This is a genomic window from Thalassolituus sp. UBA6592 (assembly GCF_002433655.1).
In the GTDB taxonomy this organism is placed as follows: Bacteria; Pseudomonadota; Gammaproteobacteria; order Pseudomonadales; family Oceanobacteraceae; genus Venatoribacter.
Map to the genome: position 1 here is coordinate 25,099 of NZ_DJIO01000184.1, position 26,180 is coordinate 51,278.

Annotated in this window: 19 protein-coding genes; 8 read left to right on the forward strand and 11 right to left on the reverse strand. The window is 53.7% G+C overall.

Going from position 1 to position 26,180, the window contains the following annotated elements:
* Nucleotides 1-27: 27 nt before the first annotated feature.
* Nucleotides 28-759 carry a transglycosylase SLT domain-containing protein gene (locus B2Z72_RS18470; RefSeq protein WP_296980140.1) on the forward strand — a complete coding sequence of 244 codons (732 nt, stop codon included), beginning with the start codon at nt 28-30 and terminating at the stop codon, nt 757-759.
* 116 nt (nt 760-875) lie between these two features.
* Nucleotides 876-2,672, forward strand: a complete 1,797-nt coding sequence (locus B2Z72_RS18475) for a PAS domain S-box protein (RefSeq protein ID WP_296980136.1) — start codon at nt 876-878, stop codon at nt 2,670-2,672.
* Nucleotides 2,673-2,810: 138 nt separating this feature from the next.
* Here the strand turns inward: B2Z72_RS18475 and B2Z72_RS18480 are convergent, their stop codons facing one another.
* The 6 genes from B2Z72_RS18480 to B2Z72_RS18505 are packed head-to-tail and all read right to left on the reverse strand — an operon-like array spanning nt 2,811 to nt 9,904.
* Nucleotides 2,811-4,532, reverse strand: a complete 1,722-nt coding sequence (locus B2Z72_RS18480) for a BatD family protein (RefSeq protein ID WP_297005540.1) — start codon at nt 4,530-4,532, stop codon at nt 2,811-2,813.
* On the reverse strand, nt 4,526-6,421 hold the full coding sequence (locus tag B2Z72_RS18485) for a vWA domain-containing protein (protein ID WP_296983365.1): 1,896 nt from the start codon (nt 6,419-6,421) through the stop codon (nt 4,526-4,528). The genes B2Z72_RS18480 and B2Z72_RS18485 overlap by 7 nt, the downstream gene beginning before the upstream one ends.
* Nucleotides 6,421-7,503 (reverse strand): vWA domain-containing protein, encoded by a 1,083-nt coding sequence (locus B2Z72_RS18490; protein WP_296983364.1) that lies wholly within the window; start codon nt 7,501-7,503, stop codon nt 6,421-6,423. Before B2Z72_RS18490 ends, B2Z72_RS18485 begins: the two co-directional genes overlap by 1 nt.
* The gene (locus B2Z72_RS18495; RefSeq protein ID WP_296983363.1) at nt 7,496-7,990 is read right to left on the reverse strand and encodes a DUF4381 domain-containing protein; all 495 of its coding nucleotides are present in this window, start codon (nt 7,988-7,990) and stop codon (nt 7,496-7,498) included. Before B2Z72_RS18495 ends, B2Z72_RS18490 begins: the two co-directional genes overlap by 8 nt.
* Nucleotides 7,987-8,943 carry a DUF58 domain-containing protein gene (locus B2Z72_RS18500; RefSeq protein WP_296983361.1) on the reverse strand — a complete coding sequence of 319 codons (957 nt, stop codon included), beginning with the start codon at nt 8,941-8,943 and terminating at the stop codon, nt 7,987-7,989. The genes B2Z72_RS18495 and B2Z72_RS18500 overlap by 4 nt, the downstream gene beginning before the upstream one ends.
* 1 nt (nt 8,944) lies before the next feature.
* Complete coding sequence (locus B2Z72_RS18505) at nt 8,945-9,904, reverse strand: AAA family ATPase (RefSeq protein WP_296983360.1); 960 nt, start codon at nt 9,902-9,904, stop codon at nt 8,945-8,947.
* A 316-nt stretch (nt 9,905-10,220) separates the two neighbouring features.
* Here B2Z72_RS18505 and B2Z72_RS18510 point away from each other — a divergent pair, with 316 nt between their 5' ends.
* The 3 genes from B2Z72_RS18510 (at nt 10,221) to B2Z72_RS18520 (ending at nt 16,585) form a co-directional block, all read left to right on the forward strand.
* On the forward strand, nt 10,221-15,068 hold the full coding sequence (locus tag B2Z72_RS18510) for an NAD-glutamate dehydrogenase (protein WP_296983359.1): 4,848 nt from the start codon (nt 10,221-10,223) through the stop codon (nt 15,066-15,068).
* Nucleotides 15,069-15,180: 112 nt separating this feature from the next.
* Nucleotides 15,181-15,405 carry a DUF2835 domain-containing protein gene (locus B2Z72_RS18515; protein ID WP_296983357.1) on the forward strand — a complete coding sequence of 75 codons (225 nt, stop codon included), beginning with the start codon at nt 15,181-15,183 and terminating at the stop codon, nt 15,403-15,405.
* Between the two features lie 148 nt (nt 15,406-15,553).
* Nucleotides 15,554-16,585: a quinone-dependent dihydroorotate dehydrogenase gene (locus B2Z72_RS18520; protein ID WP_296983356.1), complete on the forward strand. Its 1,032-nt coding sequence runs from the start codon at nt 15,554-15,556 to the stop codon at nt 16,583-16,585.
* A gap of 95 nt (nt 16,586-16,680) precedes the next feature.
* On the opposite strand, the gene rmf is transcribed toward B2Z72_RS18520, so the two are convergent.
* On the reverse strand, nt 16,681-16,875 hold the full coding sequence (gene rmf / locus B2Z72_RS18525; protein ID WP_296983355.1) for a ribosome modulation factor: 195 nt from the start codon (nt 16,873-16,875) through the stop codon (nt 16,681-16,683).
* 222 nt (nt 16,876-17,097) lie between these two features.
* On the opposite strand from rmf, the gene rlmKL reads away from it, so the two are divergent.
* Together rlmKL and B2Z72_RS18535 are read left to right on the forward strand one after the other, a co-directional pair.
* Nucleotides 17,098-19,263, forward strand: coding sequence for a bifunctional 23S rRNA (guanine(2069)-N(7))-methyltransferase RlmK/23S rRNA (guanine(2445)-N(2))-methyltransferase RlmL (gene rlmKL / locus B2Z72_RS18530; protein WP_296983354.1), 2,166 nt, complete (start codon nt 17,098-17,100; stop codon nt 19,261-19,263).
* A gap of 242 nt (nt 19,264-19,505) precedes the next feature.
* Entirely contained in the window at nt 19,506-20,717 is a 1,212-nt protein-coding gene (locus tag B2Z72_RS18535) for an ammonium transporter (protein ID WP_296983367.1), read from the forward strand.
* Nucleotides 20,718-20,829: 112 nt separating this feature from the next.
* Here the strand turns inward: B2Z72_RS18535 and B2Z72_RS18540 are convergent, their stop codons facing one another.
* From B2Z72_RS18540 to B2Z72_RS18555, 4 genes are all read right to left on the reverse strand, one after another.
* On the reverse strand, nt 20,830-21,132 hold the full coding sequence (locus tag B2Z72_RS18540) for an antibiotic biosynthesis monooxygenase family protein (protein WP_296983353.1): 303 nt from the start codon (nt 21,130-21,132) through the stop codon (nt 20,830-20,832).
* A 72-nt stretch (nt 21,133-21,204) separates the two neighbouring features.
* Nucleotides 21,205-21,606: a hypothetical protein gene (locus B2Z72_RS18545; protein WP_296983351.1), complete on the reverse strand. Its 402-nt coding sequence runs from the start codon at nt 21,604-21,606 to the stop codon at nt 21,205-21,207.
* Nucleotides 21,607-21,694: 88 nt separating this feature from the next.
* On the reverse strand, nt 21,695-24,004 hold the full coding sequence (locus B2Z72_RS18550) for a 7TM diverse intracellular signaling domain-containing protein (protein ID WP_296983350.1): 2,310 nt from the start codon (nt 24,002-24,004) through the stop codon (nt 21,695-21,697).
* A gap of 105 nt (nt 24,005-24,109) precedes the next feature.
* A complete protein-coding gene (locus tag B2Z72_RS18555) occupies nt 24,110-24,661 on the reverse strand; it encodes a hypothetical protein (RefSeq protein ID WP_296983349.1) in 552 nt (183 codons plus the stop codon).
* A gap of 194 nt (nt 24,662-24,855) precedes the next feature.
* Here B2Z72_RS18555 and B2Z72_RS18560 point away from each other — a divergent pair.
* The coding region (locus B2Z72_RS18560; protein ID WP_297005543.1) for a Wadjet anti-phage system protein JetA family protein at nt 24,856-26,180 on the forward strand (1,325 nt) is incomplete at its 3' end.

The window sequence follows — 26,180 nt, forward strand, 5'->3', positions numbered from 1 at the left end:
GGAATAAAATACGGGGAGAAAGTGCCGGTGCTGGCGAATATCAGAATTATAGCGTTACTGGCTTTCAGTCTGTTGCTCAGCGCCTGCAGTACGGCGCCACCGAAAAATATCAACGATGTCTGTGACATCTACGATGAATATTACGACTGGTATAACGCCTCAAAAGAGGTGAAGAAAAAGTACGGCATTCCGGAAGCCGTAACCATGGCCTTTATTCATCAGGAATCGAAGTTCGTCGGTGATAACCGCCCGCCGCGTAAATGGTATCTGTGGATTATTCCGGGGCCGCGGCCATCCACGGCGTATGGCTATGCTCAGGCGCTGGATACCACCTGGGAAGGCTATATGAAAGCCACCGGTAACTGGGGTGCGGACCGTGATGACTTTGAAGATGCTGTGGATTTTATCGGCTGGTACAACGCCCAGACGATAAAACGCACCGGCATCAAAGCGCACGATGCGTATCGCCTTTATCTTGCTTATCACGAAGGTGCCGGCGGCTATCTGCGCGGTACCTACAAAAACAAGCGTTGGCTGATCGATGTGGCCCGTAAAGTTGAACGCCGGGCCAAAGTGTATCAGCAGCAGCTGGTCGCCTGCCGTGAAGACCTCGAAAGTGGCTGGTTCTGGCGCACGCTGTTTGGGCTCAATGATGAGCCTTATGACGCTGATTTACCTGCCGTTTTACTACCTATGGAACCTGTCCCATCCTTTCGGATGAAGCTGTCAGCTGAGTCCCCTGATTCCTCCCGGGGTTAGCCCGGACAAAGCAGCGGATTCTCCACTTCCTGCTATGCTTATCAGGACGGGACGGTGTCGTCCTGAGCAGGCGTCTGCCCGGCGCGCAGACGTCTGTAATCTGGCGTGGAGAAACCATGGAAGTGTTACTTTGGCTGACGGTGTCAGCGGTTGCTTTATTGATGGCATTTGCCGCCTATCTGGCTGGCCGTAAGGCATCCTATGCTGTTAAAGCGCGGGATGTACTGTTTGAACTCAGTCCGGACCCCATGGTGCTGGTGGACGACCGGGGCATCATTCGCCAGGCCAACGTGGCGTCGCACAAACTGCTGGGCTATTCGCCGGGCAGTCTCAATGGCGAACACGTGGATATTCTTGTTCCGGACGCTATCCGTGCGCAGCATCAGCATCTGGTGACTCTCTTTTTTACCTCCCATGGTGACCGCACCATGAACAACCGCATCTGGATCCGCGGCGCTAACGGACGCAAGCTGAACGGCGAAATTCATCTGGCACTGGTGGAGCTGGAAAAAGAGCGCATGGCGCTGGCCACCATCCGTGACACGTCTGCTTTGTGGCGGGAAGAGCGCAAGCTGCGGGAACAGCGCAAAGCGTATGACGAATTGTTTGAACTGGCGTACGTCGGCATCTGCAAAGTCAGCCTTGGCGGGCGTTTTCTGCGCATTAACCAGCATTTGTGTGAGCTGCTCGGTTATTCCCGTGAACAGATGATGGAGCTGTGTTTTCAGGATGTAACGCATGCTGAGGATCTGCAGGACGACGTTGGCCACGTTAACCGTTTGCTGGCCGGTGAGGCTGATTCATACAGCATGGAAAAGCGCTATATTCATGCCAGTGGCCGTGATATCTGGGCTAACCTGACGGTATCTCTGATCCGTGATGAACAGGATTTTCCCGATTATTTTATTTCGGTGATTCAGGATATTACTGAGCGCAAACACTCAGAAGCACTGCTGCAGAAGTCGGAAACGAAATTCCGTACCATGGCAGAAACCATTCAGTCGGTTGTCTGGATGGCATCCCCTGAGCTGGATAATATTCTGTTTGTTAACCGTGCGATTGAACACGTCTGGGGTCGTAACCATCTGAGTTTTTACAATGCACCGGCTGTTCTGTTCGAAGCTATCCACGAGGAGGACCGTCAGCGGGTTCTGCACGCGATCAGGCACAGGCAGGATGGACAATGGAAGGTGCAGTATCGGGTAAATCATCCGCAAAAAGGTCTGCGCCATATTATTGATACCGGCACTGAAGTGCGCGGCGAAGAGGGGAGTGCTGACTATATTGTTGGTCTGGCGACCGACATCACTGATCGGGTTGAGACCCAGCTGGAGCTGGAAAAGGCGCTGAAGAAAGAAAAAGAAGCGACCGAAAGACTGAACCAGCTGGTGCGTACCGATCCGTTAACCGGCTGCCTTAACCGTCAGGCTCTGTATGACGAACTGGATAAGCAACTGGAGCTGTATAACCGCTATAAAACCCCAAGCTCTGTCCTGTTTATTGATCTGAACGACTTCAAAGCTATTAATGATAATTACGGCCATATTGCTGGTGATGACACGCTGCGTGCATTGGCTCAGCATATTACCGGCAACATCCGGGTAACGGATATTCTGGCGCGTTATGCCGGGGATGAATTTGTGGTTATCTTGCCGCAGACCGGCATCAGGGAGGCCAGCCGGACGGCGGCAAATCTGCGCGCCAATGTGCTGAAATACAGCTCACAGGGAAGGGACTTTCATGTTCACTTCAGTATCGGTGTCGCCTTTGTTGGCTATCCCGATGTACGCAATGCATCATCCTGGATTGAAATTGCCGATCAGGCAATGTATCTGGATAAATCCAGTTCCCGCGAAACCAAAGACAGTGACGATACAGCCGGGATAAGGCCTCAGGGTAAACTGGACAGCTGAGCAGCGTTTTTGGCCTAAGATTTTGTCCGGGCTTTTGTCTGGATTTTTGAGCAGCGCTTTCATGCGGGAAAGTATTCCTTTCCCGTTTGTATTTTCAGTGCTTAAAAGCAGGGCTGATCAACGCAGATTCTACGGCTTTCAGGCCGGGTACAGGCTGTCGTTTTGCGGCTTTTCTTCATCCAGTTGCTTTCTGGCTTTTAACAGCGACAGCAGATTCTGACCATTGTAAGCCGAATTTCCCTGTGCGGAAAACAGCAGGGCATCCAGCTCACTTAATGCAGAATTTAAGGCCGGGTCGCGATAGCGGGCTGCCAGCTGTGGCAGGCTGGTAATGGCTCTGTCTTTGCTGCTTTCACTACCATCAAGGTTATTCCGGAGTGCGGCATTTGCCCACTTTAACAGGGCGCTGTGAAGATCCTTTGCGTCGCCATTACGACAGGCAGTGTTCAAAGCCTTCCAGCATTGTTTTTCATTTTGCAGCGCGTCTGACTCTGCAGATTCCATTGCTGCAGCGGGCTTCTTCAACAGCAGCCAGCCCAGCACAATATTCACCAGCAGGGACAGTGCGAACAGTACTGGCCAGAAACCACTGAAATGGCTGTCAGCAGAAACCAATGTTCCGCCATTGCTGTTACCGCTATGACTGTCAGAGGCAGACGCTTCAGCAGCGCTTTGTGTGTTGCCATTTACTGTGTTTTGCCCGGAATTCTGAGCAGCGTTCTGTGCCGGCGCCACGGTTACTGTATGGGCAGGCAGTACCGCATATTCCAGCTGACCTTTGGTCACATTCCACCAGGGGATGCGGATTTCCGGCAGGGTAATTTTACCGCTTGCGGCAGGCACCAATGCCATGGACTGAACCGAGGTTCCTTCTACGCCATTTTCCGATAAATCATCACTGGATTCAGTCTGATCCGGGTAGTAACGGATATTACGGATTTCAGGCACTGGCACCGGAGGCAGCTGATTTCCGGGCAGGCCGGTGGCTTTCAGCGTGATGGTGCGGGTGATGGGATCGCCTTGCTGCCAATCCTGAGGATCGGCACTGAAGCGCTCGCTGATACTCAGCTGGCTGGCAGGAAGCCAGGGCGCCTGCGGATAACCGGCAGGAATGGAATTCACCGTCAGGCTGATGGGCTTGCTGACAATAGATGCCTGACGGCCACGCCCCCAGCGGTCATAAGGATCGCGTACGGAGGCCTGGAAACGTTGCCCGGGGATAACCAGCTCGCCACTGACTTCCGGATAAATGGCAAAATTGCGTTCATAAACACCAAAGCGCTGACCTTTGATAACCGTCGTGTACTGGCGCACGTCACCAAGCGGTTCGACGCGGGCGTCGGTGACGTCCAGAGAGGTCAGAGAAGGCTCGTCATGCTGTACGCTGTAATAGACTTTTTCGGTGTACAGAATCTGTTGCTGCACATAATACTGTGGCTGCTTCTGCACACTGATGTCGAAGAAAAATTCTTTCTCCTGCTGAGCTTTTACATCGTCGGAAACCGCATTGACCTGAACAGTAATCGGATCGGTTTTCTCGTCATCGTACTCGATGGACGGAATAGTCAGCTGGCCAGTGCGCTGAGGTGTCAGTGTCAGTACCCAGTCGGTATAAGATTCCATCTGACCATTAATGGTGGTCATTTTGCGTGACTGCTGCTGATTGAGGATATGAAAATCTTTTTTCAGCGCGGAGACGTCCGGGCTGCTGAATCCTGCCTGGCCGCCGTAACGCAGAATCAGGGTGAAGGTGTCCTGTTCGCTGATGGTTTTACGGTCCACGCTGGCGTTAAACGATGTGGCCCAGGCCTGTGTGCTGAGCAGCAGGCAAAAGATAAGACTGCCAAGCAACCTCACCATAATACGTCTCCACTTTCCTGATTATCTTTTTGGCGATATTGATACAAAAATTTGCGTTGCAGCAGGTTGCCGGGTTTATCCGGCACGCGGTTCAGCCATTGCTGCATTGCGGCCTGTTCTTCCCGGGTCATTGTACTTTCGCTGTCATTCTGAGCCTGTTGCGGGTTCTTGCCGTCATTTTCTTTATCAGCTTTATTTTTCTCAGCAGATGCCTGCTGTTGCTGCGTTTTATCGTCTTTATCTGCATCATCCTGTTGCTCAGCTGAGGCCTGCTGTTGTTTATCCTCAGCGTTTTGCGGATCGTTGTCAGAGGGTTTTTCGCCATTCTGATTGTTTTGCTTCTGATCCTGGTCCTGTTGTTTATTCTGTTGTTGATTCTGACGCTGATCGCCTTGCTGGCCATTCTGCTGCTGGTTCTGCTGCCCGGATTGCTGATCCTGACTCTGTTGCTGATCCTGCTGCTGGTCATCTTGCTGGCCATTCTGGTTCTGTTGTTGCTGCTTCTGTTGCTGCTCCAGCGCTTTTTTTACCGTCTGCAGGTTTTTTTCAGCCGCCTTCAGCGACGGGTCTTTTTTCAATGCCTGCTGATATTCTTTTACAGCATCCTGTAACTGACCGGACTGGGCCAGTGCATTACCGCGGTTGTAATGGTTAACCGCGCTGTCAGCGGATTGGGAGAATGCCTCAGCTGCGGATTGGTAATCTCCGGCTTTATAAGCTGCGGAGCCTTTCCACTGTGGATCCTCAAATACGTCTGCGGCGGCTTTGGGGTCATCTTTCATTATTTCTGCTGCCTGCTGATCTTTGGTTTGCCAAAGATCCAGCCACTCAAATGCGTAAGAGTCGTGGGGCCAGAGAAATGGAATCAGAAAAACACTGACTACCACACCGCGGCGGAATAACAGCAAGGCTAACGGCAACAGCAGGAATATCAGCCAATACCCCTGGTCTGCCCAGAGATCAAACCTGTGCTGTTGCTCATGCGGGTCAGCATCGACCTGCGGATTAAGTTCTGCCTGTTGTGAAATCAGACTCTGCCAGTCGCTGTCATCCAGCGTCATGTTACGCCAGGGAATATTCAGGGCAGAAGCCAGCGCTTCCACCGCTCCGGTGTTGAGCCCGGGCATCACAATATTGCCCTGACCGTCTTTCAGAAAACCTGAACCCGGCATGGGGACCGGTGCGCCGGCACTGGTTCCAATGGTGATTACTTTCAGGCTGGCAAGGCCGGTATCCAATACGTCAGAAATACGGCCAATATCTTTGTTCTGGATACCGTCGGTTAACAGCAATAGCTGGACTTTGCCAACGCCGGAATCGCGCGCGAGCGTCTGCGCCAGTTCAATGGCTTTATCCGGGCGGGAGCCGGGCGCCGGCATAATAAATGGCGATACCGACGGCAGCAGGTTTTCAATGGTGTCTGTATCGTCAGTCAGCGGCGCGACGGTGTAGGCATCGGCATCGTATACAATCAGCGCCGTCTGTCCGTCCTGACGGGAGCGGACAATATCCGTTACTTTCTGGATGGCACGGACATAACGGCTGGGCGACAGATCCTGCGATCCCATGGATAACGACATATCCATCATAATGACCAGCGCGTCCTGATTTTTGGCCACCGGCTGTGGAATCTTTTGCCAGGTCGGACCGGCTAAAGCGATGGCAACAATAAAGGCTGCCAATGCCATCAACAGCGTAATAAAAGGTGATGCCGGTTTCTGGCTGTCGTTGCCGTCAAGAAGATAGGGCAGCAGTAGCGGGTCGATCACCTGTTGCCATTGACCGTTATTTTTTCTGCGCTGGCGGAACAAAAAGACGGCGGCCAACGCCGGAATAATCAGCAGTAACCACAATGGGCGAATAAAATGGAAATTATGCAGCCATTCCATCAGAACTTCTCCGTGGCATTATCAGTGGAACGGGCAGAGTGTTTTTCTGACCAACGGCCGATGATGGTATTTTTTAATCCGCCCAGACTTTGCCACAGCGCCAGCAGCAGGACAGAAATCAGCGCACTCAATAATGGCCAGTGATACAGATTGGTCTGTGGCCGATAAATTTCCGGATCTTTTTCCGTTGGCTCAAGCTCGTCGATTAAGGCATAAATCTGCTGCAGTTCTTCCGGGTTGCGCGCGCGGAAAAATGCACCGCCGGTACTTTGGGCAATGGTACGCAGGGCATTTTCGTCGAGATCCCGGCTAGGGTTCACGGTACGGCTGCCAAAGAAGCTGGAGACTTCCATCTGATCTGCCCCCAGACCAATGGTATAAATTTTTACTTTGTAGGTGGCGGCCAGCTCTGCGGCTTTTAACGGGTCGATTTCACCGGCAGTATTGGCGCCGTCGGTGAGCAGAATGACCACGCGGCTGTCTTCCGGATTATCTTTCAGACGTTTAATGGTTAAGCCCAGCGCATCACCAATGGCGGTACGTTTACCGGCAAGACCAATCTGGGCCTCGTTCATTAAGGTTTGCACTGTGCGGGTATCAAAGGTCAGTGGGGATTGCAGGTAGGCTTCATCACCAAACAATACCAGCCCCAGACGGTCGCCCTGACGGCGGGGAATAAAATCATTCAGCACATGTTTTACTGCATCCAGGCGGTTAACCTGACGGCCATTCAGTTGCATGTCGCCCATCTTCATACTGTCGGATAAATCCACGGCCAGAATCAGATCACGACCGCTGACCGGCATTTCCACCACATCGCCGGCCTGATAGGGGCGCGCCAGGGCTATGACCAGGCTGAGCCATAAGATCACCAGCAGAATCCAGCTCAGGGCGTCACGCTCAGGCGCATCACTGTGTTCGCTGTTCTGTTGCGGCAACAGTGTCGGGACCGGCACTTTCAGGGCGCTGCTCTGGCGCTTCACTGCTGGAATCAGTAAACGCAGCAGCAACGGCAGCGGCAGCAGAGCAAAGGCCCACAGCCAGTGGAACTGAGGCAGGAAATCGGGCAGGACATCAGACATTGGAACGCCTCCAGTGCTTTTCACTCTGTTCAAGCCACTGCGTTACCGCAGCGAACAGCTGGCCGGCATCGCCGTCAAAGCGTCCCTCAGGGACATAGGCGCCGGTGCCGAGCAGGCGTAATTCATCTGTGCTGAAACTGTTGTTGGAGTTGGCGAGAAAAACCGCCCAGTCTTTGCCATACAGGTTAACCGCCTGTGGATAGCGGTGACGGCACCAGATTTTCAGCTGGGTATTAATATCCTGAATCATTTCAGGGCTCAGACGCTTATGTTGCGTCTGCAAATCATTGAGACGGATGGTGATGTGGCGGTAGGGCAGGCTCAACGCCTGCAGGCGTTTACGCCGGCGCAGCAGCAGGAAAGTGGCGGCGATCAACAACAGCATTAATACCAGCAGCAGCCACCAGCCGGGTGCCAGTGGCCAGGCGCCAGGCGCGGCGGGCAGAATAATATCTTCCAGCGGCAACTGCGGGGTGATCGGATTCATCCGCGCCTCCCGCTCGTACGACTGCCGCTCAGGCCAAGACCATTGCGCAGCGCTGTGAGTGGATCCGCCATGTCGGTAGTTAACGCCAGTAACGGCGATTTCAGCCGCAACATGTGGGCGCTAAGGTCATCACGGCGCTGCTGCCAGGCGTCTTCGTATTGCTGACGCAAACGGCGGTCGGCGGCGTTAACCAGATGCTTTTTATCCTGCCAGGCAAACTGATAAACACCGGGTGGCGGCAGGCTGGCTTCCAGCGGATCGGAAACCTGCAGGGCAATCAGATCACTGTGACGGGTCAGGTCGAACAGCTGACGTTCACATTCATCGTCGAATCCGGCGAAATCACTGATGAAATATACCGCACTGCCGGGGCGAACCACGCGCCGCAGATGACGACACATCTGTTGCATGCGGCCCGTGCGGTAAGGTTGCGGTTTTGCTTCTGCCAGAGCATTGATGATCTGCAGTACCTGTTTGCGGCCGGTTTTCGGACGCAGGTCGGTTTCGTCTTCATCGTTGAACAGCAGCGCGCCAACCCGATCGCCGTGATTGCTGGCGGCCCAGGCCAGCAGTGCAGCAAGATCGGCAGCCAGTACACTTTTAAATGCGTGGCGCGTGCCGAAATGCATGCCCGAGCGCAGATCGCAGACGATGATCACCGGCCGTTCGCGTTCTTCTTTAAACACTTTGATATGGGCGTCGCCAGTGCGGGCGGTTACCCGCCAGTCCATGGCACGGATATCGTCGCCCGGCTGATAGGCGCGCACTTCGGCGTAATCGAGACCGCGGCCACGTACGGCAGAAGTATGGCTGCCGGACAGGTCGTTGAGAATTTTGCGCTGGCGATGCAGCGGCAGAAAGCCTGACAGTGCACGCAGACGCACCAGATTGGCGGCATCGATCACGGCACCGGCAGAAAACTGCAGATCGCTGGAACGGGCGGAGCGGCTCATATCAGATTACCGGTACCCGTTGCAGCAGTTCGTTAATCACTTTGTTGACGGTCATGCCGGAAGCTTCGGCTTCAAAGCTCAGCAGCAGACGATGACGCAGCACATCATGGGCGACGGCCTGAACATCTTCCGGACTGACGTAATCCCGTCCTTTCAGCCAGGCGTGGGCGCGGGCACAGCGGTCCAGGGCAATGGTACCCCGTGGGCTGGCGCCGAATTCGATCCAGCTGTCGAGGTCTTTGCCATAGCCTTCGGCACGGCGGGTAGCCATGATCAGCTGCACCAGATACTGCTCAACCGCATCGCTCATGTGCAGGTTCAGTACCTCTTTACGTGCAGCAAACACATCGTCCTGACTGAGTTTGACATCGCTGCCTGTGCTTTGCTGCAGTGCCTCGCCACGGGCCAGACGGAGAATCAGCTGCTCTGCTTCCGCTGCCGGATAATCAATCACCACATGCATCAGGAAGCGGTCAAGCTGAGCTTCCGGCAGTGGGTAGGTACCTTCCTGTTCGATCGGGTTCTGAGTCGCCATCACCATAAACATCGGCGGCAATGGGCGGGTAACACCACCCACGGTGACCTGACGTTCTGCCATGGCTTCCAGCAGGGCGCTCTGCACCTTGGCCGGAGCACGGTTGATCTCGTCGGCAAGAATCAGGTTATGGAAGATAGGACCGGCCTGAAAATCAAAGGATTCCTGTTGCGGACGGTAGATTTCAGTCCCTGTGATATCGCCGGGCAGCAGGTCGGGTGTGAACTGGACACGCTTGAAGTCACCTTCGAGACGTTGCGCAAGGGCATTGATGGCTTTGGTTTTCGCCAGACCGGGTGCCCCTTCGACCAGTAAATGGCCGTCACTTAACAGACAGATAAGCAGGCGTTCAACCAGATGCGGCTGGCCGATGATCTGTTCCTGTAAAGACGAATTGAGGCGGGCGAAACCCTCTTGTACTGTCATAGTCCTTTCTTCCAGAGCGTTGATTTAACAGGGATTTTATTGACTGCAAGAGTCAGGTCAATGGCTCAGAGCGGCGTGGCTGAAGAAAGTTCCGGCCACACCGGGACGGATTGTCGCAGTCTGAGCAATGGCCGTCGACCATTGCCCGGCTTATTACCGTACTTATTACCCGCTACCGTCACAGATCAATGGCGTATTGCATTGGGCCGGGCACGATCTGCGTTAATCGCAGCAGCTTACAAAAACGTAACATCCGGGCGTTTAAATTGTCGTAAATGTTCTAAGCTGAAAAAATCACAATAAAATGGAAAAGATTATGCTCACTGAACTGAATTCCCTGATCGCGGAGCGAAATCAGGCAGAACAGGCGGATATTCTTCAGCGTTTCGCACGGATTTATTTCTCCGGTGCCCCTGAAGATGAAATGATGGCCCGGGCACTGGAGGACCTGTACGGTGCCACTTTGTCCTGTTGGCAGTTCATTCAGCAGCGTAAGCCGGGTGAAAGCCGGGTGCGGGTTTTTAATCCGGACTATGAAAACCATGGCTGGCAGTCGATGCATACTGTGGTGGAGATCGTCTGTGAGGATGTCCCTTTTCTGGTGGACTCCATCCGTATGCTGCTCAACAGCCATCAGCTGTCGCTGCACGCCATCCATTATTGTGTGATGCACGCAAAGCGTGATCGTAAACATACTCTGATCAGCAAAGATGACTGGAGCCGGGCGGCAAAAGACAGTACGCCGGAAGCCATTATCTATATTGAATTTGATCATCATTCTGATGCCGCGCTGCTGGCACAGCTGGAAAGTGAATTACTGGACGTTATCGCCGAAGTGCACGCCTGTGTGGCGGATTTTCAGGCCATCTCGGAACGCGCGGAAGAATGTGCGGCGGCGCTGGCCAAACCGGCAGAGAAAGGCCGCAAGGCGGATTACCGTGAAGCGCGCGAGTTTATCCTGTGGCTGCAGGCCAATCACTTTACCTTCCTCGCCTGTGATGAATTCCATATTGAGGAAGACGCAGGTGAGTCTTACGTGGTGCGCGACAGCGATAAAGACCTTGGTCTGTTCCGCCACAATAAGGCCAGCCGCGACCGTCTGAAGCTGACGGATCTGGAAGATGAGGTACGGGATTTTATTACCGATTCCAGTATCGTCAGTTTTATGAAATCCGGCTCGCGCTCGCGGGTACACCGTCCGGCGTATCCGGATTATGTAGTGGTGAAAATCCTCGATAAAGACGGTCGAGTGGTACGCGGTGTGCGTTTCCTCGGTCTGTATACCTCTATGGTGTATATCGAGACACCCAACAATATTCCGTTTGTGCGGGAAAAACTCAACGCCGTGCGCGCGATGGCCGACTTTACCCCGGGCAGTCACAGCGCGAAAGAACTGAACCGTATTCTTGAAGTGTACCCGCGCGATGAGCTGTTTCAGTCGTCAGCCGAAGAGCTGGTGAAAACCGCGGTCAGTATTCTTAATATTCAGGAACGGCGCCAGACCCGTGTCTATCTGCGCAAAGATTCCTACAGCAAATTTATTTCCTGTCTGGTGTACACGCCGCGGGATGTTTACAACACCGAAATGCGGCTCAAAATCGAAGCGGTATTGCGTGAAGAATTTGATACGCTGGATGTTGAATTTAATACCTATTTCTCTGAGTCGGTGCTGGCACGTGCCTATTACCTGTTGCGCCTGAATCCGGACTCTCCGGTTAATTTTGACGAAGAAAAAGTGAAACGCCGCATTTCTCAGGTGGTGCGTTCCTGGCCGGATGATCTGCAGGCGGCGCTCAGTGAGCAGGTGGGCGAAGAACAGGGTAACCATCAGTATCACCTGTATCGCGGAGCATTTCCGGCCGGTTATCGTGAAGCGTTCACCGCGCGCACGGCGGTGGCGGATATTCAGCATATGGAATCACTGCGTGATAAACCGGCAGGCGATCTGGCCATGAGCTTTTACCGCGAGCTGGAGGAAGGTGAGAACGAGCTCAGGTTCAAGCTGTTTAACCGCGATACGATTCTGCCGTTATCCGACGTCATTCCTGTGCTGGAAAATCTTGGTCTGCGGGTGCTCGGTGAGCATCCGTATGAAATTACCTGTTCTGATGGGAAGAAAGTCTGGATTCATAATTTCCTGCTGCGTTACACGCTGTCAGACAGTATTAACATTGCCGAAGTGAAGAATCTGTTTCAGGATTCATTCAGTGCTATCTGGCATGGCATTTCAGAAAACGACGGCTTTAACCGTCTGGTGCTGGGTGGTCAGCTGGGCTGGAAAGATATTGCCATTCTGCGGGCGTTCGCCCGTTATATGAAGCAGATCCGCTTTGGTATTTCCGAAAGCTATATTGCCGAAACCCTGTGCCGCTATATTCATGTCAGTGCCCAGCTGGTCAAACTCTTTCATCTGCGTTTCGACCTGCGTGATGTCAGTGCAGAGCAACGTGCTGAGCAGGTCAGTGAATGCGAAGAATCGCTGATTGCAGCACTGGAAGATGTGGATCAGCTGAATGAAGACCGCACCATCCGCCGTTATATCGAATTAATTAAAGCGACTCTGCGCACCAACTTCTATCAACTGGACGACGAAGGAAAGAGTAAGTCTTACCTGTCGTTTAAAATTAATCCGCATGCGGTGTCCGATATGCCGTTGCCGCGGCCAATGTATGAAATTTTTGTTTATTCGCCACGGGTCGAAGGTGTGCATCTGCGCGGTGGTCCGGTTGCCCGCGGTGGTCTGCGCTGGTCTGACCGTAGCGAAGATTTCCGTACTGAGATTCTCGGTCTGGTGAAAGCCCAGCAGGTTAAAAATGCGGTGATTGTGCCGGTTGGCGCTAAAGGCGGTTTTATCGCCAAGTGCCTGCCGAAAGACGGCGGCCGCGATGCCTTTATGGCAGAAGGGATTGCCAGCTACCAGACGTTTATCAGTGCGCTGTTAGACGTTACCGATAACCTCAGTGAGGGGGCGATTATCCCACCGGAAAACGTCGTCCGTCACGACGGTGATGATCCGTATCTGGTGGTAGCTGCGGATAAAGGCACGGCGACCTTTTCTGATATTGCCAACGAAATTTCGGTTAACCGGGGTTTCTGGATGGGCGATGCGTTTGCTTCCGGTGGCTCCATTGGTTACGACCACAAAAAAATGGGGATTACTGCGCGTGGTGCCTGGGTATCCGTGCAGCGTCATTTCCGTGAGCAGGGTGTTAACGTTCAGGATACGGACTTTTCTGTGGTGGGCATCGGCGATATGGCCGGGGATGTTTTCGGTAACGGTATGCTGTTATCGAAACATATCTGCCTGGTGGCAGCGTTTAACCATATGCATATTTTTGTCGATCCGACGCCGGATTCCGCCAGCAGTTATGAAGAACGCAAGCGGCTGTTCGAGCTGCCACGCTCCAGCTGGGATGACTATAACCGTGAATTAATTTCCAAAGGCGGTGGTATTTTCCTGCGCTCGGCCAAGCGCATCAATATCTCGCCGGAAATGAAAAAATGCTTCGACATCAGCGAAGATCATCTGCAGCCGGCGGAACTGATCAGTGCGATTCTGAAGGCGCCGGTTGATCTGATCTGGAATGGTGGTATCGGTACCTACATTAAAGGTTCTGCGGAACGGCATTCACAGGTGGGTGATAAAGCCAACGACAGCCTGCGGATTAACGGCAGTGAAGTCCGTGCCAAAGTCATTGGCGAGGGCGGTAACCTCGGGGTGACTCAGCTGGGCCGGATCGAGTTCGGCCTCAATGGCGGGGCGTCTTATACCGACTTTATCGATAACGCCGGTGGCGTTGACTGTTCTGACCACGAAGTGAACATCAAAATTATGCTTAACGATGTGCTCGACAGTGGTGACCTGACGCGTAAACAACGCAATCAGATCTTTATGGATCAGACCGATAACGTCGCTGCGCTGGTGCTGAATAATAACTACCGTCAAACCCAGGCCATTGCGTTAGCTTACCGTGACTGTCAGGTGCGGCTGGATGAATACGCACGGCTGATCCGGGAATACGAAGGGCAGGGTAAGCTCAACCGGGCGCTGGAATTCCTGCCGTCAGAAGACACGCTGCTTGAACGTAAAACGGCGGATCTGGGTCTTACCCGACCAGAATTATCAGTGCTGATTTCGTACACCAAAGCTGATCTGAAAGAGCAGCTTAACCGTCCGCAGATTAATGAAAACAGTTACATCGCCAATATTCTGGAAACTGCTTTCCCGCAGGGACTGGTGAAAGATTTCCACGAACCTCTGTATCGCCACCGTCTGCGCGGTGAAATCATTGCCACCCAGCTGGCCAATGATCTGGTTAATTACATGGGTATCACCTTTGTGAACCGCCTGCATGATTCTACCGGCGCGACCATCTGTGATATTGCCGCAGCCTATACCACGGCGCGGGATATCTTCTGTCTTGATCAGCACTGGCAGGCCATCACGGCGCTGGACTATCAGATCACCACTGAGCTACAGGAAGACATGATGGTCGATCTCATGCGCCTGGTGCGTCGCGCTGCACGCTGGTTCCTGCGTAACCGTCGCGCCAATATGGATATCAAGGCCGAGGTCGAGCGCTTCCGTCCGGCGGTGGGCAGTATTGCTGCTAAGCTCGGGCAGATGCTTAAAGGTTCTGCCTATGATCGCTGGCAGGCAACCTACCAGCAGCGTATGGACGCCGGCGTGCCGGAGGAGTTGGCGGCAGTGACCGCCGGTGCTGCCAACCTGTATTCCGCGCTGGGCATTATCGAGGCCGCGGATCTCACCGGGCGACCGATTGATCAGGTAGCGCAGGCTTATTTTGAAATGGGTGAGCACCTGTCACTGAACTGGTTTATGCAGCAGGTCAACGCGCTGGCGTCAGTAACCCATTGGGAAGCGCTTGCGCGGGAAACCATGCGTGATGATCTGGACTGGCAACAGCGTGCGCTGACCGTGGGTATTCTCAATGGTCAGCTGGATGATGAGCCGCTGGAGCAGACCATCGAACGCTGGGAAAGCGAATATGAAAGCCTGATCGGTCGCTGGCAGAGCATGCTCAATGAGTTGAAGGCCACCGACACCGTGGGCTTCCCGATGGTCTCTGTGGCGCTCAGGGAGCTGCTGGATCTGGCCCAGGCCAGTCGGCACACCACTTCAGTGGATGATGAACTGCAGTAGCCGCCAGCCGAACCCCGTCAGGCCGTAAACAGCGACAGGCTGGCGATAGTACGCCAGCCTGTTTGCCGTTATCATCCGCCTTTTATAGCAATGCCGGTGGCGGACGAGAGTTTTGAGCAAAGCCATAGTGGTCGACCTTTCCATTTCTGCAGACGATTATCTGCGCTATTACAGTGGCAGCGTAAAACACGTGGTGGCGACCACCACAGATGGGCGCAATGCCCGTTTCCCGGCTAATGTGTTGCAGAAAGTCGTGGATCACAACGGCATATACGGACGCTTCCGCATCCATTTCTCCGATTCCGGCAAGTTTCTCAGCATTGAGCGGCTGGTTTAGGCTGCAAACAGTCCTGTGCCAAAGGTTTTCTGACCTGCAGCGCGCTTTTTCCTGCCAGCTGCTGCACTTTTTTCCGACCACCCGTCTACAGCAGCTTTGCTGTGACATATAATGCCGCCGGTTTTAAATACAGTTATCTGAGGTGGTTATGGATTGGTACAGCGTAAGTCGGGCATTGATGTTCCGTTTGCAGGGGGAAACTTCCCACGAACTGGGGCTGGATATGCTGGGCGCCGGTGAGCGTCTGGGCCTGCTGAAGTACCTTGCCCCTCAGGTCGCTGGTCTGCCGGTCACCGTGGCGGGAATCGATTTCCCTAATCCGGTTGGTCTGGCTGCCGGACTGGACAAGAACGGCGAATACATAGACGCGTTTGCGCGCCTGGGCTTCGGTTTTATCGAAATCGGCACGGTTACGCCTCGCCCTCAGCCGGGCAACCCGAAACCACGCCTGTTCCGCCTGCCGGAACGCCGCGCCATCATCAATCGCATGGGCTTCAACAACAAAGGTGTTGATTACCTGGTAGAGCGGGTAAAGGCCAGTCGATTTGACGGTGTACTGGGCATCAATATCGGCAAGAACTTTGATACAGCCGTGGAAGACGCCGCCTCTGACTACCTGAAGTGTCTCGATAAGGTCTACGAACACGCGACTTACGTTACCGTGAATATTTCCTCTCCCAACACTCCGGGGCTGCGTAACCTGCAGTTTGGTGACTCCCTGAAGTCTCTGCTCGATCCGATCAAGGAGCGTCAGCAGCAGCTGGCAGCCGAATGGGGCTACAAGCCTGTATTCGTGAAGATTGCCCCGGATATGGAAGACGAAGACGTTGTGATGGTGGCCGAGACTCTGGTGAACAGTGGCATCGACGGTGTTATCGCCACCAATACCACCTTGTCCCGCGATGGTGTGGAAGGTATCCGCCATGGTGATGAAGCTGGCGGCCTGAGTGGTGCACCACTGGAAGAGATGGCCACTGAAACAGTTTTACACCTGAGCCGCGCACTGGATGGCAAAATGCCGGTGATTGGCGTGGGCGGTATTCTTGATGGCGAAGGCGCTGCGGCGAAAATGCAGGCCGGTGCGGATCTGGTGCAGATCTACAGTGGCTTTATCTACCGTGGTCCGCAATTGATCGCTGAGGCCGTGGATGCCATTGCGGCATTACAGGCCAATGATTGAGATTGACTGAAACTGCAATAAAAAAGCCCCGCTGAAAAGCGGGGCTTTGCTTCCTTTGAGGGGAAGCGCTGGATTGGGCTTAATGGCCCGTGAAATCAGACTGCTATTTTATGAATACCAGAAACGCCGGTATAACCATCCCAGTTATCGGCGCGGCCAGAGCGCCAGCCTGCAAGCCAGGCGTCGCGGTATGAGCCCGGTGGGGCGAGATCTTTGGAACGGCGATCAACGCCGGCGCGGTAACCACGTGCAAAAGCTCTTTCCTGCATATCGCGTTTCTGTTTTTTCATAGAAAGCATCCTCGCTGGATTGTTTTTTGGATCAGCACTGCGCTGTGTGAACTGATCATTTAGAGAGTGGTGCGCCCGTCGGGTTCCGGAAAACGACACAGAGCGATGACAGGCGCACTATCATTTCTAACAAAGTGAGGCGGTCATTGTTAATTATTTATTACTTCTAAAAGACGCTTTTCTTACAGTCTTTGGCTATTTGACGAAACAGGCTTTATCGACATGCAAAACGAAACCCCGAACGCCGCAATGACTTTTCTGGCAGCCTGCCCAAAAGGCATCGAGCCGCTGTTAGCAGATGAAATCAACGGCTTAGGAGGGATAGTTGAACGGGAAACGCATCTTGGCGTGCACTGGCGTGGTGATATTGTTACCGCCTATCGTTTCTGTTTGTGGTCGCGTCTGGCCTCCCGCTTGCTGTTGCCTTTGCAGGAAAGTCAGGTAGACAGTGTCGATGACGTCTACAGAGTCGCCAATCTGGTGGACTGGCCGATGCTGTTCCCGGTGAAAGCCAGCTTCCGCATCGACTTCCACGGTCGGACCGATTACCTCAATAACACCCAGTTTGGCGCACAAAAGATCAAAGACGCCATCGTCGACCGCTTCCGGGAAGACCTTGGCGGGCGTCCTTCGGTCAGCAAAGATGCGGATATCCGTATCGAAGCTCAGCTGCGCAAAGGCAAGCTTTACCTTTATCTGAACCTGTCCGGAGACAGTCTGCACCGTCGTGGTTATCGCCTGCAGCCGGGCAAAGCGCCGCTGAAAGAAAACCTCGCTGCGGCCATTCTGATCCGTGCCGGTTGGCCCGAAATGGCCAAAGAAGGTAAGCACCTGGTGGACCCTATGTGTGGCTCCGGCACCCTGGTCATGGAAGCCGGCATGATCGCCGCGGATATTGCGCCGGGTCTGAACCGCCAGAAGTGGGGCTTTGATGAGTGGCTGGGGCACCGTCGAGATGTCTGGCTGGCGGAAGTGGAAAGCGCCCGTAAGCGTCGTACTGAAGGCCTGAATGCTATGAAGAACCGTCTTTATGGCTTTGATATTGATACTGGCCAGCTCAGTGCAGCGGCACACAACCTCAGCCGTTCTGCGCTGGCGGGTAAAGCGCACTTTGAAAAACGCGACATCGAAAATCTGCGCATTCAGCAGGATACCGTCGCAGATGGTGGTCTGGTGGTGTGTAACCCGCCTTATGGTGAGCGCCTCAGTGAACTGCCGCAGCTGGCGCCGCTGTATCAGAAATTCCACGATGCCACCATGAAACTGCCGGACTGGCGCCTGGCGGTATTTACCGGCAACGTCGATCTGGCAAAAAGCATCCGTCGTCCGCTGGATAAACAGTACAAGTTTATGAATGGCCAGATTCAGACCCGCCTGCTGGTGTTCGGTGCTGCCGATGAGCGTTCAGAACAGCCTCAGGTGAGTATGATCCGTGGTCCGGTAGAGGCTTTTGCCAACCGTCTGAAAAAGAACCTGAAACAGCTGAATAAATGGGCGAAGCGCGAGAATGTGCATTGTCTGCGTCTCTACGATGCGGATATTCCCGAATATGCTGTGGCGGTTGACCGTTACGAAGACTGGCTGCACGTGCAGGAATATGTACCGCCGAAATCTGTGGATGAGTCAAAAGCCGAGCGCCGCCTGCTGGATATTCTGGCAGTGTTGCCGGAGATTACTGAGATTCCGTCTGAGCGCATTGTGCTGAAGCGTCGTGAGCGTCAGAGCGGCCGTAAGCAGTATGAAAAGCAGAATACCGAGCAGCATTACTTCAATGTGCGCGAAGGGCAGGTACAGCTGCGCGTTAATCTGAAAGACTACCTGGATACCGGACTGTTTCTTGATCACCGTCCAACCCGTCTGTTTATTGCAGAGCAGGCTGGCGGCAAACGCTTCCTGAATCTGTTCTGTTACACCGCCACTGCCAGTGTGCACGCCGCCGCTGCCGGAGCATTCTGCACCAGTGTTGATATGTCGCGCACTTATCTGAACTGGGGGCGCGATAACTTCAGCGCTAACGATCTCGATCCACAGCGTCATGAATTTATCCAGGCAGACTGCCTGCAGTGGCTGGCCGATGCGGCGGAGGAGAACTTACCCGGACGCAGTAAAGGTTATGATCTGATCTTTATGGACCCGCCGACCTTCTCAAATTCCAAACGCATGGAAGGGGTGCTGGATATCCAGCGTGATCATGGGCTGTTGATCCAGCAGGCCATGGCTTGCTTGAATCCGGGTGGTCTGCTGATCTTTTCCACCAATTTACGCCGCTTTGAAATGGATATTGATGCACTAAATGAGTTCACAATTAAGGATGTAAGCTCAAAATCAGTGCCATTTGACTTCTCCCGTCGGCAGAATATTCATCACTGCTTCCACATCTCCCGTTAATACACCGGTTTTTGATCGCTTTCAGGGCCCGATGGCTCTGAAAGTGTGCAAAAGTACGGTTAAATATCCCACTGGTGAATTACAAAGATGACAATCCTGGTATGAAACCTGCTAATCAGCCTCGCGAAAATTAAATTCTGCACTGAAAGTGGGATTTTTATCAAGAAGAGCACCTGTATGGGTTGGACTTCCTGGGTGTTTTAAAAAAAGAAAACGAGAGGCTTACAGTGGATACTATTGACGTGAACAGCATTAACAGCGCAGTTGAGACGCTGATGCAAAGCGCCAACACCCTGTTTATTCTGCTTGGCGCCGCGATGGTGCTGGCAATGCATGCGGGTTTTGCATTCCTTGAGGTGGGTACCGTCCGCCATAAAAACCAGGTGAACGCGCTGGTTAAGATCATTACCGATTTTGGTGTTTCGACGCTGGCGTATTTCTTTATCGGTTATCAGATCGCTTACGGCGTTAACTTTTTTGGCAGCGCCTCTGAGCTGGTCGAAAACAACGGTTATGATCTGGTCAAATTCTTCTTCCTGCTGACCTTTGCTGCAGCGATTCCGGCGATTGTCTCCGGTGGTATTGCTGAGCGGGCAAAGTTTTATCCGATTCTGATTGCTTCAGCACTGACCGTAGCGTTTGTGTATCCCTTTTTCGAAGGCATGATCTGGAACGGTAACTATGGCTTCCAGAGCTGGCTGGAAAACAATTTTGGTGCTGGCTTCCATGATTTTGCCGGTTCGGTGGTCGTGCATGGTGTCGGTGGCTGGATCGCGTTCTCTGCAGTCTACCTGCTGGGTTCCCGTAATGGCCGTTACCGCGACGGCCGGGTGGTGGCGTTTGCGCCGTCCAATATTCCGTTTCTGGCACTGGGTTCCTGGGTACTGATCGTTGGCTGGTTCGGATTTAACGTCATGTCCGCGCAGACGCTGGATGGCATTTCCGGTCTGGTGGCAGTGAACAGTCTGATGGCTATGGTCGGTGGTACGATTGTCGCCATGCTGGTGGGCCGCAACGATCCGGGCTTTATTCATAACGGTCCGCTGGCGGGTCTGGTGGCAGTGTGTGCCGGTTCCGATATTCTGCATCCGGTTGGCGCTCTGGTTGTTGGTGGTGTTGCCGGCGCGCTGTTTGTGTTCGTGTTTACCGCTGCTCAGAATCGTTTTCCGCATTTTGACGATGTGCTGGGTGTATGGCCGTTGCATGGTCTGTGCGGTGCCTGGGGCGGGATCGCGGCTGGCATCTTCGGCACAGAAGCGTTTGGCGGCCTGGGTGGTGTCACCTTTATGGCTCAGCTGGTGGGTACGCTGGCGGGTATTCTGATCGCTGTGGTTGGCGGGTTTATCGTTTATGGTCTGATTAAAGCCGTATCCGGAATTCGTCTGTCGCAGGAGGATGAATTTAACGGTGCCGATCTGGCGATTCATAAAATCGCAGCAACTAATGAAGATTGAGTTGTGAAGACTGAATTGTGATGTTTGCGTTGTGATGGTTGAGAGTTAAGCGGCCATCATCCACAAAAAAGCGCCTTTAATGGCGCTTTTTTGTTTAATAAATCACCGTTTTTCAGAGCACGGCTTCAAAACATTCCAGCTGCGGTGGGCCCATATAAATGTCGCGGCGGCTGCCGGCATTGGCGTGGGCTTTGCGGAAGGCTTCGGAATGGGTCCAGTTTTCAAAATCCTGAGCGGATTCCCATACGGCGTGGGAAGAGAACAGGGTAAATTCGTCGTTGCTGGCTCCCTGCAACAGGTTAAAGCTTTTGAAGCCGGGTACATCCTGCAGATGGCTGTCACGGTTTTTCCAGATCTCGATAAAATCCTGTTCGCAGCCCGGCTTAATGCGGAAGCGGTTCATAGCGATGTACATAAGCGTGTTCCTTTATTTGCTGATGGATCAGTCCAGAAGATTCAGTATACCGCCGGTGAACGCCTGGGCGAATCAGAGTACGGCACTGATCAGGTTATGACTGTCCATATTGCTTTGCAGTTGCAGCAGAATAAGGGTGGCGGCGGCCAGTAGCAGGCGTTGTGTCAGGCGGCTGCGTTGCTGACGTGCACTCTGTAATGCCGTGATATGGCGCATCCGCGCGGCCTGGCGCAGCAGTGGTGAATATTTGCTGTGGCTTAGGGGAAAGCTGGCGCAGAAGATTATTGCGTCGTCATTTCCCGTGGCCACGTCGCACACCAGCGCGAGGTAAATATTTTCAAAGTTTTGCTGTGGCAGGTTGCGCAGGTGCCTGAGTGCACGGAGTGTTCTGAGATTCCTGCCCGGTTTACCCGCGCGCGTGAACGGCAGGTGACTGGTCAGATTGTGCGGAATAAAGGCTGGGGCAGATTTCATTGGGTTTAAGCTGCGTTGTCTTTTATTTTGTGCGCAGCTTAAACCGGGTGTGTTACATCTCTGTGGCAGCTGTTAAGGCTGCCCATAATCAGTCAGCGGCCAGGTCGTCCAGTGGCAGGTCGGTATCCATATCGTCAGTACGTTTTTCTTTGGGCAGGTTAAAACGCACGGTCAGGGCAAAGCCTTCAGGATCGCGCGGCCATTCAATCTGCCCCTGCAGTAACTCCGTCACCAGGTTGTAGGTCTGGTAGAGTCCCAGCCCTTTGCTGCGCGCTTCGGTGCGCTGGGTCGTGTAGAAAGGCATAAAAATGACCTCCCGCTGCTCGTCGTCGATGCCTTTACCGTTGTCCTGATACTGCATTTCAAACTGGTTGTTGCGCTCGCGGAAATCAATACGGATGCACAGTTCACCTTTTTCCACCAGCTGCGGATTATGGCGGCAGGAGTTGTCGACCAACTGGGTGAGGACGATGCTCAGCGCGTCCGGGTAGGTCTGCCATTCGATCAGATAGCTGTGTACTTCGGCGTTCAGTTTGATCTGCGGATGCAGGGTGTGCATTTCCTGTTTCCAGTTATCCAGCCATGGACGCAGCTGCAGTTTTTCCTGCGGGTACTGATTTTCCTCAACGATGGCATTTTTCATCAGCTGGTTGAGTGAATTCAGGCGCTCAATGCCATCATGAATATGACTCAGGCCTTCTTTCAGGTGGCTGTTAATTTCTTCCTCAGTCCAGTCTTCGTGTTCCTCATTGAGGAAGGACTCAGCCATGCGGATATTGCCCAGCGGGGTGTTCATTTCGTGGGCGATCCCCATCACCAGCTGGCGCAGCGCCTGGGTTTTTTCTTTCTGCAGATGAATCAGCGCGACTTCAGTATGGTGTTCATCGGTCACGTTCTGACCGGAGCCGATCCAGGCGGCGCGTTCGTTGGTTGCGCGGCGGCGAATGGTCAGTGACACCCACAGGCGCTCAGTTGAACCCGGTGCGTGCATCTGCACAACAAATCCCTGTACGTTGCCCTGATCACGCAGGGTGCGCCACAGTTTGTGCTGTTCGGTGCTGTCCGCCAGCAGGCTGTTGAAGGGCGGATTCTCGTTGGTAAAGCGTGCCTGATCGCTGTAGCCGAGCATTTTGCGCCAGGCTGGATTGCTCTTCATAAAGTAGCCGTCTTCATCCAGCTGGAACTTACCGGTGAGAGAGTTCTGATACAGATCCTCATAATCCCGCAGATACTGAATGGCGTCTTCCTGACTCTTCATCATGGCCTGACGGGCTTCCAGTTGTTCTTTCTGCAGGCGCACGATGCGCTCACCCAGTGCCAGTGACAACAGAATGATTTCCATAAAGGAGCCAAACTGGTAGGCATAGAGTGTCAGGGTATTGGTTGGAATCAGGCCGAGGCTGCGCGCGTTGGCCAGTATCAGGCCGGTAATCAGTGCGGCCCAGGCAATGGTAAAGAAGCGCGCGGACGACTGACCCTGAATCCAGAAGCGGATACCGACCAGCAAGGCTGAAATCAGCAGCAGGGTGGACAGCAGGTTGTTCAGTGGCACCAGCAGCTGATATGGGGTCAGTGGCAACATCACCAGCGACATCAGCGACATGGCAGTGTAAACCCGGAACAGGCGGTGCGCCGGGCGGCTGTATTTCTTCAGGCGCAGGAAGTTCGGCACAAACAGGCTGATAAATACCATATTGATACTGAACATCAGCGGCAGTGCGTAGTGGTTGAGGTTGGCGTAACCTGGCCAGAAAAACTGGAAGGCAGACCCTTCGTAGCTCATATGGAACATCAGGAAGGTCAGGGTGACCGCTGAATAGTAGAGGTAGCTGCGTTCCCGGGTAGAGAAGAAGATAAACAGGTTGTACAGGCCCATGACCAGCATGGTGGCGTAATAGCCGCCGCGGATAATGTTGTTGTTGAGCAGTTCGTGCTCAAGCGTCTGATCATCGACAAAAGCCGCCGGAATCTGCTGCGTACCACTGGTCTGAACACGCATCAGTACGTTGTATTCTCGTCCCGGGGTCATCGGGGTTTTAAAAATAAGATTGGGATGGTCGATATCACGGCCTTCGGCGAAAGGGTACTCATCGCCGCCATGCTTCTGGTGGCATTGTGTGATGTCGGTTTCGCCGGCCGGGCACAGATAGATGTCGACGTAATCCAGCAGGGAGTATCGAATCCAGATCGACCAGTTCAGCACGGAATCGTTGATAACCTTCAGGCGCAGCCAGTAGGCGGAATGAGTGAAGCCGAAGTTAAGCGCTTCACTGGTGCTTTGCTGCCAGGCTTCGCTGCTCAGCGCCAGTGCCTGAGCCGGGGTCATTACGGCGCTGCTGTCTTCATACCAGACAGAGTATTCGCCGAGCTTGAAATCACCGGGCGAATTCAGGGTCATCAGGGGTGGTTCTGCTGCCTGTGCGTTACTGAGCGGAAGGATCAGGCTGAAAATGAAAAGGCTGAGCAGGGCCCGGATGGTGGCCATAGTGTTACTGTCCCGGTATCAAGAAAAATCACTGGTCAAAGCCAGTACAAGAAGTGTAAGCCAGCCAATCAGGCCGGCGACAATCAACGCCCAGTCGAGACCGGACATTTCGGTATTCTGCTGATAAAACTGCAGATGGTGTTCGTTCACCCGGTTGACGCTCTGGTTGACCAGCAGATTGGGCAGCAGGGTGATGAGGTTCACCAGAAAGCCCCATGGATGTTCGGTGATCAGCAGCCAGAATGGAATCAGAGTGAATACGACAAATAATACGAACAGGCGTGTCGGGTCCCAGCGTACGGGTTCGCCCTCCACCCGGGCGCGGGCAGCGATGCGTTTGTACAGATCATGCTGGTAAAACACCGACAGCAGGGTACGCAGCAGTGGCTGAACGCCGGGTTGCTGCTCATTCTGCAGGCGCTGGTTGATTGCGCACCAGTGGCGGTAAGTCCACCAGAAGCCAAACAGGCCGAAGGTGACCAGTGTCAGCTCAATGAACTTTTCGGTGCCTACCTGATAAAAGGCTGCATCGGAGCCCGACGGGCTGTCTGGCGTTGGCTGATCCTGCATGGTCACGTCCCGGGGGATTTGGCATCAGTATATCCGCAGATAATGCCCCTGAAAACCATCCGCTGAAGGCCTCTGGCGGAATATTTATAAGGATAAAACCCGGCGCCGCCCAGGGTGTTTCTTTACTGGCCTTAAGCGCCTCCTTTGAGTAATCTAACCGGTCTTTTGCGGCGGTCTATCAGACAGAAGAATGTATGTTTTTTGAACAGGAACGAGGGCAGTTTTTCCGGCCTCTGACCGGTAAATACCGGGCCCAGGTCATGGAATGTCTGCGTGAGCTATATCAGCGGCTGTACAGCTCCAGCAGTGCCGATTACGGTCAGGCGCTGGCGCGTGACACCATGATAGAAATTTTTCAGGAGGCGCTGGTCCGCTCTCCGGCTCTGGCCAGTAATGATCAGGACGGTGAAGATGAGCCGGCAGCTCAGGATGACAGCGAAGGCCGTTTCCGCAGCAGCCGCGATCAGGCGGTATGGGTGTTGAATCAGCTGCTGGAACACGGCTGGGTAGAAAAGCAGGTCGATGAAGCGACGCTGCAGAGCACTTTTGCCTTTACCCGCTATGGTCGCCTGTTTACTGAGCCTTTTGTTGCGGAAAGCCGCAGCATGGCGCGTACTCGTCATCGTAATACGCGGAATACCCGTAATTCACTGGAATCCTTTCTGGAGCGCGGTGACGTTTATGATCTGCTGGATGCTTATGAATATTCCGAGCGTATCATCAGTGACTTCACCGACGTGATCGCAGAACTGGAAGAGCGTAAGCGCGATCTGGTGCGGGAGATGGAAGATCAGCTGCTGGTGCAGCGTGCCAGTGAAGCCTTCTTCGATTTTATGGAAAACCGCTTCCAGCCGGATCTGTCGGTACGACTGTCGGCGGATAACGTTGAAAAGCACAGAGATCAGATCAGTCGCCTGATTCAGGATATCCGTAAAAAAGATAAAATCTTTAAAGCCAACGCTGAGCGTCGTTTGCGCGAACTGTTGCCGGAACTGGCCGGTGATCAACAGTCTGTGTTGTGGAATATTCTCGACGGCATTGAAATGCGTCTGCGCAATGCTTCAGACATTATGTTGCCGGCACTGCGCAAAGCGCTGCAGAGCTTCACCAAGCGTGCCGACATTATTATCCGTCAGATGAGTTATCTGGCGTCACAGCAGCACAATGATGTTCTGGCGGTGTGCAAGCGTCTGGCGGCGATGCCGGAAAAACAACAGGACGAATTACTGGGTAAAGCGGCTGAGCGTATGGCGGTGCCTGAAATCGCTCTGGTTGATCCGGCGCAGGTGCGGTTGCAGGCGCCACGTCAGCGCCGCGCTATTGAATCCGGACTGGATGATGGTCCAATGGATTTTGATCAGGACGCCCGCCGCGATATTTATATTCAGCAGGTACTTGATCAGGCATTCCTGATTAATCAGCAGTCACTGAAAAATTACATCACCAGTAATCTGCGTGAGGGTAACCGGATTTCGACCCGTGAATTACCGATCGAAACTGCGAAGGATTTTCTTGCCGT

Bases quoted from the DNA above. Each gene is read 5' to 3' on its own strand.
- B2Z72_RS18520 (WP_296983356.1), top strand. From the start codon at position 15,554: ATGGATTGGTACAGCGTAAGTCGGGCATTGATGTTCCGTTTGCAGGGG.
- B2Z72_RS18480 (WP_297005540.1), bottom strand. From the start codon at position 4,532: ATGGTGAGGTTGCTTGGCAGTCTTATCTTTTGCCTGCTGCTCAGCACA.
- B2Z72_RS18555 (WP_296983349.1), bottom strand. From the start codon at position 24,661: ATGCAGGATCAGCCAACGCCAGACAGCCCGTCGGGCTCCGATGCAGCC.
- B2Z72_RS18505 (WP_296983360.1), bottom strand. From the start codon at position 9,904: ATGACAGTACAAGAGGGTTTCGCCCGCCTCAATTCGTCTTTACAGGAA.
- B2Z72_RS18550 (WP_296983350.1), bottom strand. From the start codon at position 24,004: ATGACCCTGAATTCGCCCGGTGATTTCAAGCTCGGCGAATACTCTGTC.
- B2Z72_RS18545 (WP_296983351.1), bottom strand. From the start codon at position 21,606: ATGAAATCTGCCCCAGCCTTTATTCCGCACAATCTGACCAGTCACCTG.
- rlmKL (WP_296983354.1), top strand. From the start codon at position 17,098: ATGCAAAACGAAACCCCGAACGCCGCAATGACTTTTCTGGCAGCCTGC.
- B2Z72_RS18500 (WP_296983361.1), bottom strand. From the start codon at position 8,943: ATGAGCCGCTCCGCCCGTTCCAGCGATCTGCAGTTTTCTGCCGGTGCC.
- B2Z72_RS18475 (WP_296980136.1), top strand. From the start codon at position 876: ATGGAAGTGTTACTTTGGCTGACGGTGTCAGCGGTTGCTTTATTGATG.
- B2Z72_RS18485 (WP_296983365.1), bottom strand. From the start codon at position 6,421: ATGGAATGGCTGCATAATTTCCATTTTATTCGCCCATTGTGGTTACTG.
- B2Z72_RS18540 (WP_296983353.1), bottom strand. From the start codon at position 21,132: ATGTACATCGCTATGAACCGCTTCCGCATTAAGCCGGGCTGCGAACAG.
- B2Z72_RS18510 (WP_296983359.1), top strand. From the start codon at position 10,221: ATGCTCACTGAACTGAATTCCCTGATCGCGGAGCGAAATCAGGCAGAA.
- rmf (WP_296983355.1), bottom strand. From the start codon at position 16,875: ATGAAAAAACAGAAACGCGATATGCAGGAAAGAGCTTTTGCACGTGGT.
- B2Z72_RS18495 (WP_296983363.1), bottom strand. From the start codon at position 7,990: ATGAATCCGATCACCCCGCAGTTGCCGCTGGAAGATATTATTCTGCCC.
- B2Z72_RS18490 (WP_296983364.1), bottom strand. From the start codon at position 7,503: ATGTCTGATGTCCTGCCCGATTTCCTGCCTCAGTTCCACTGGCTGTGG.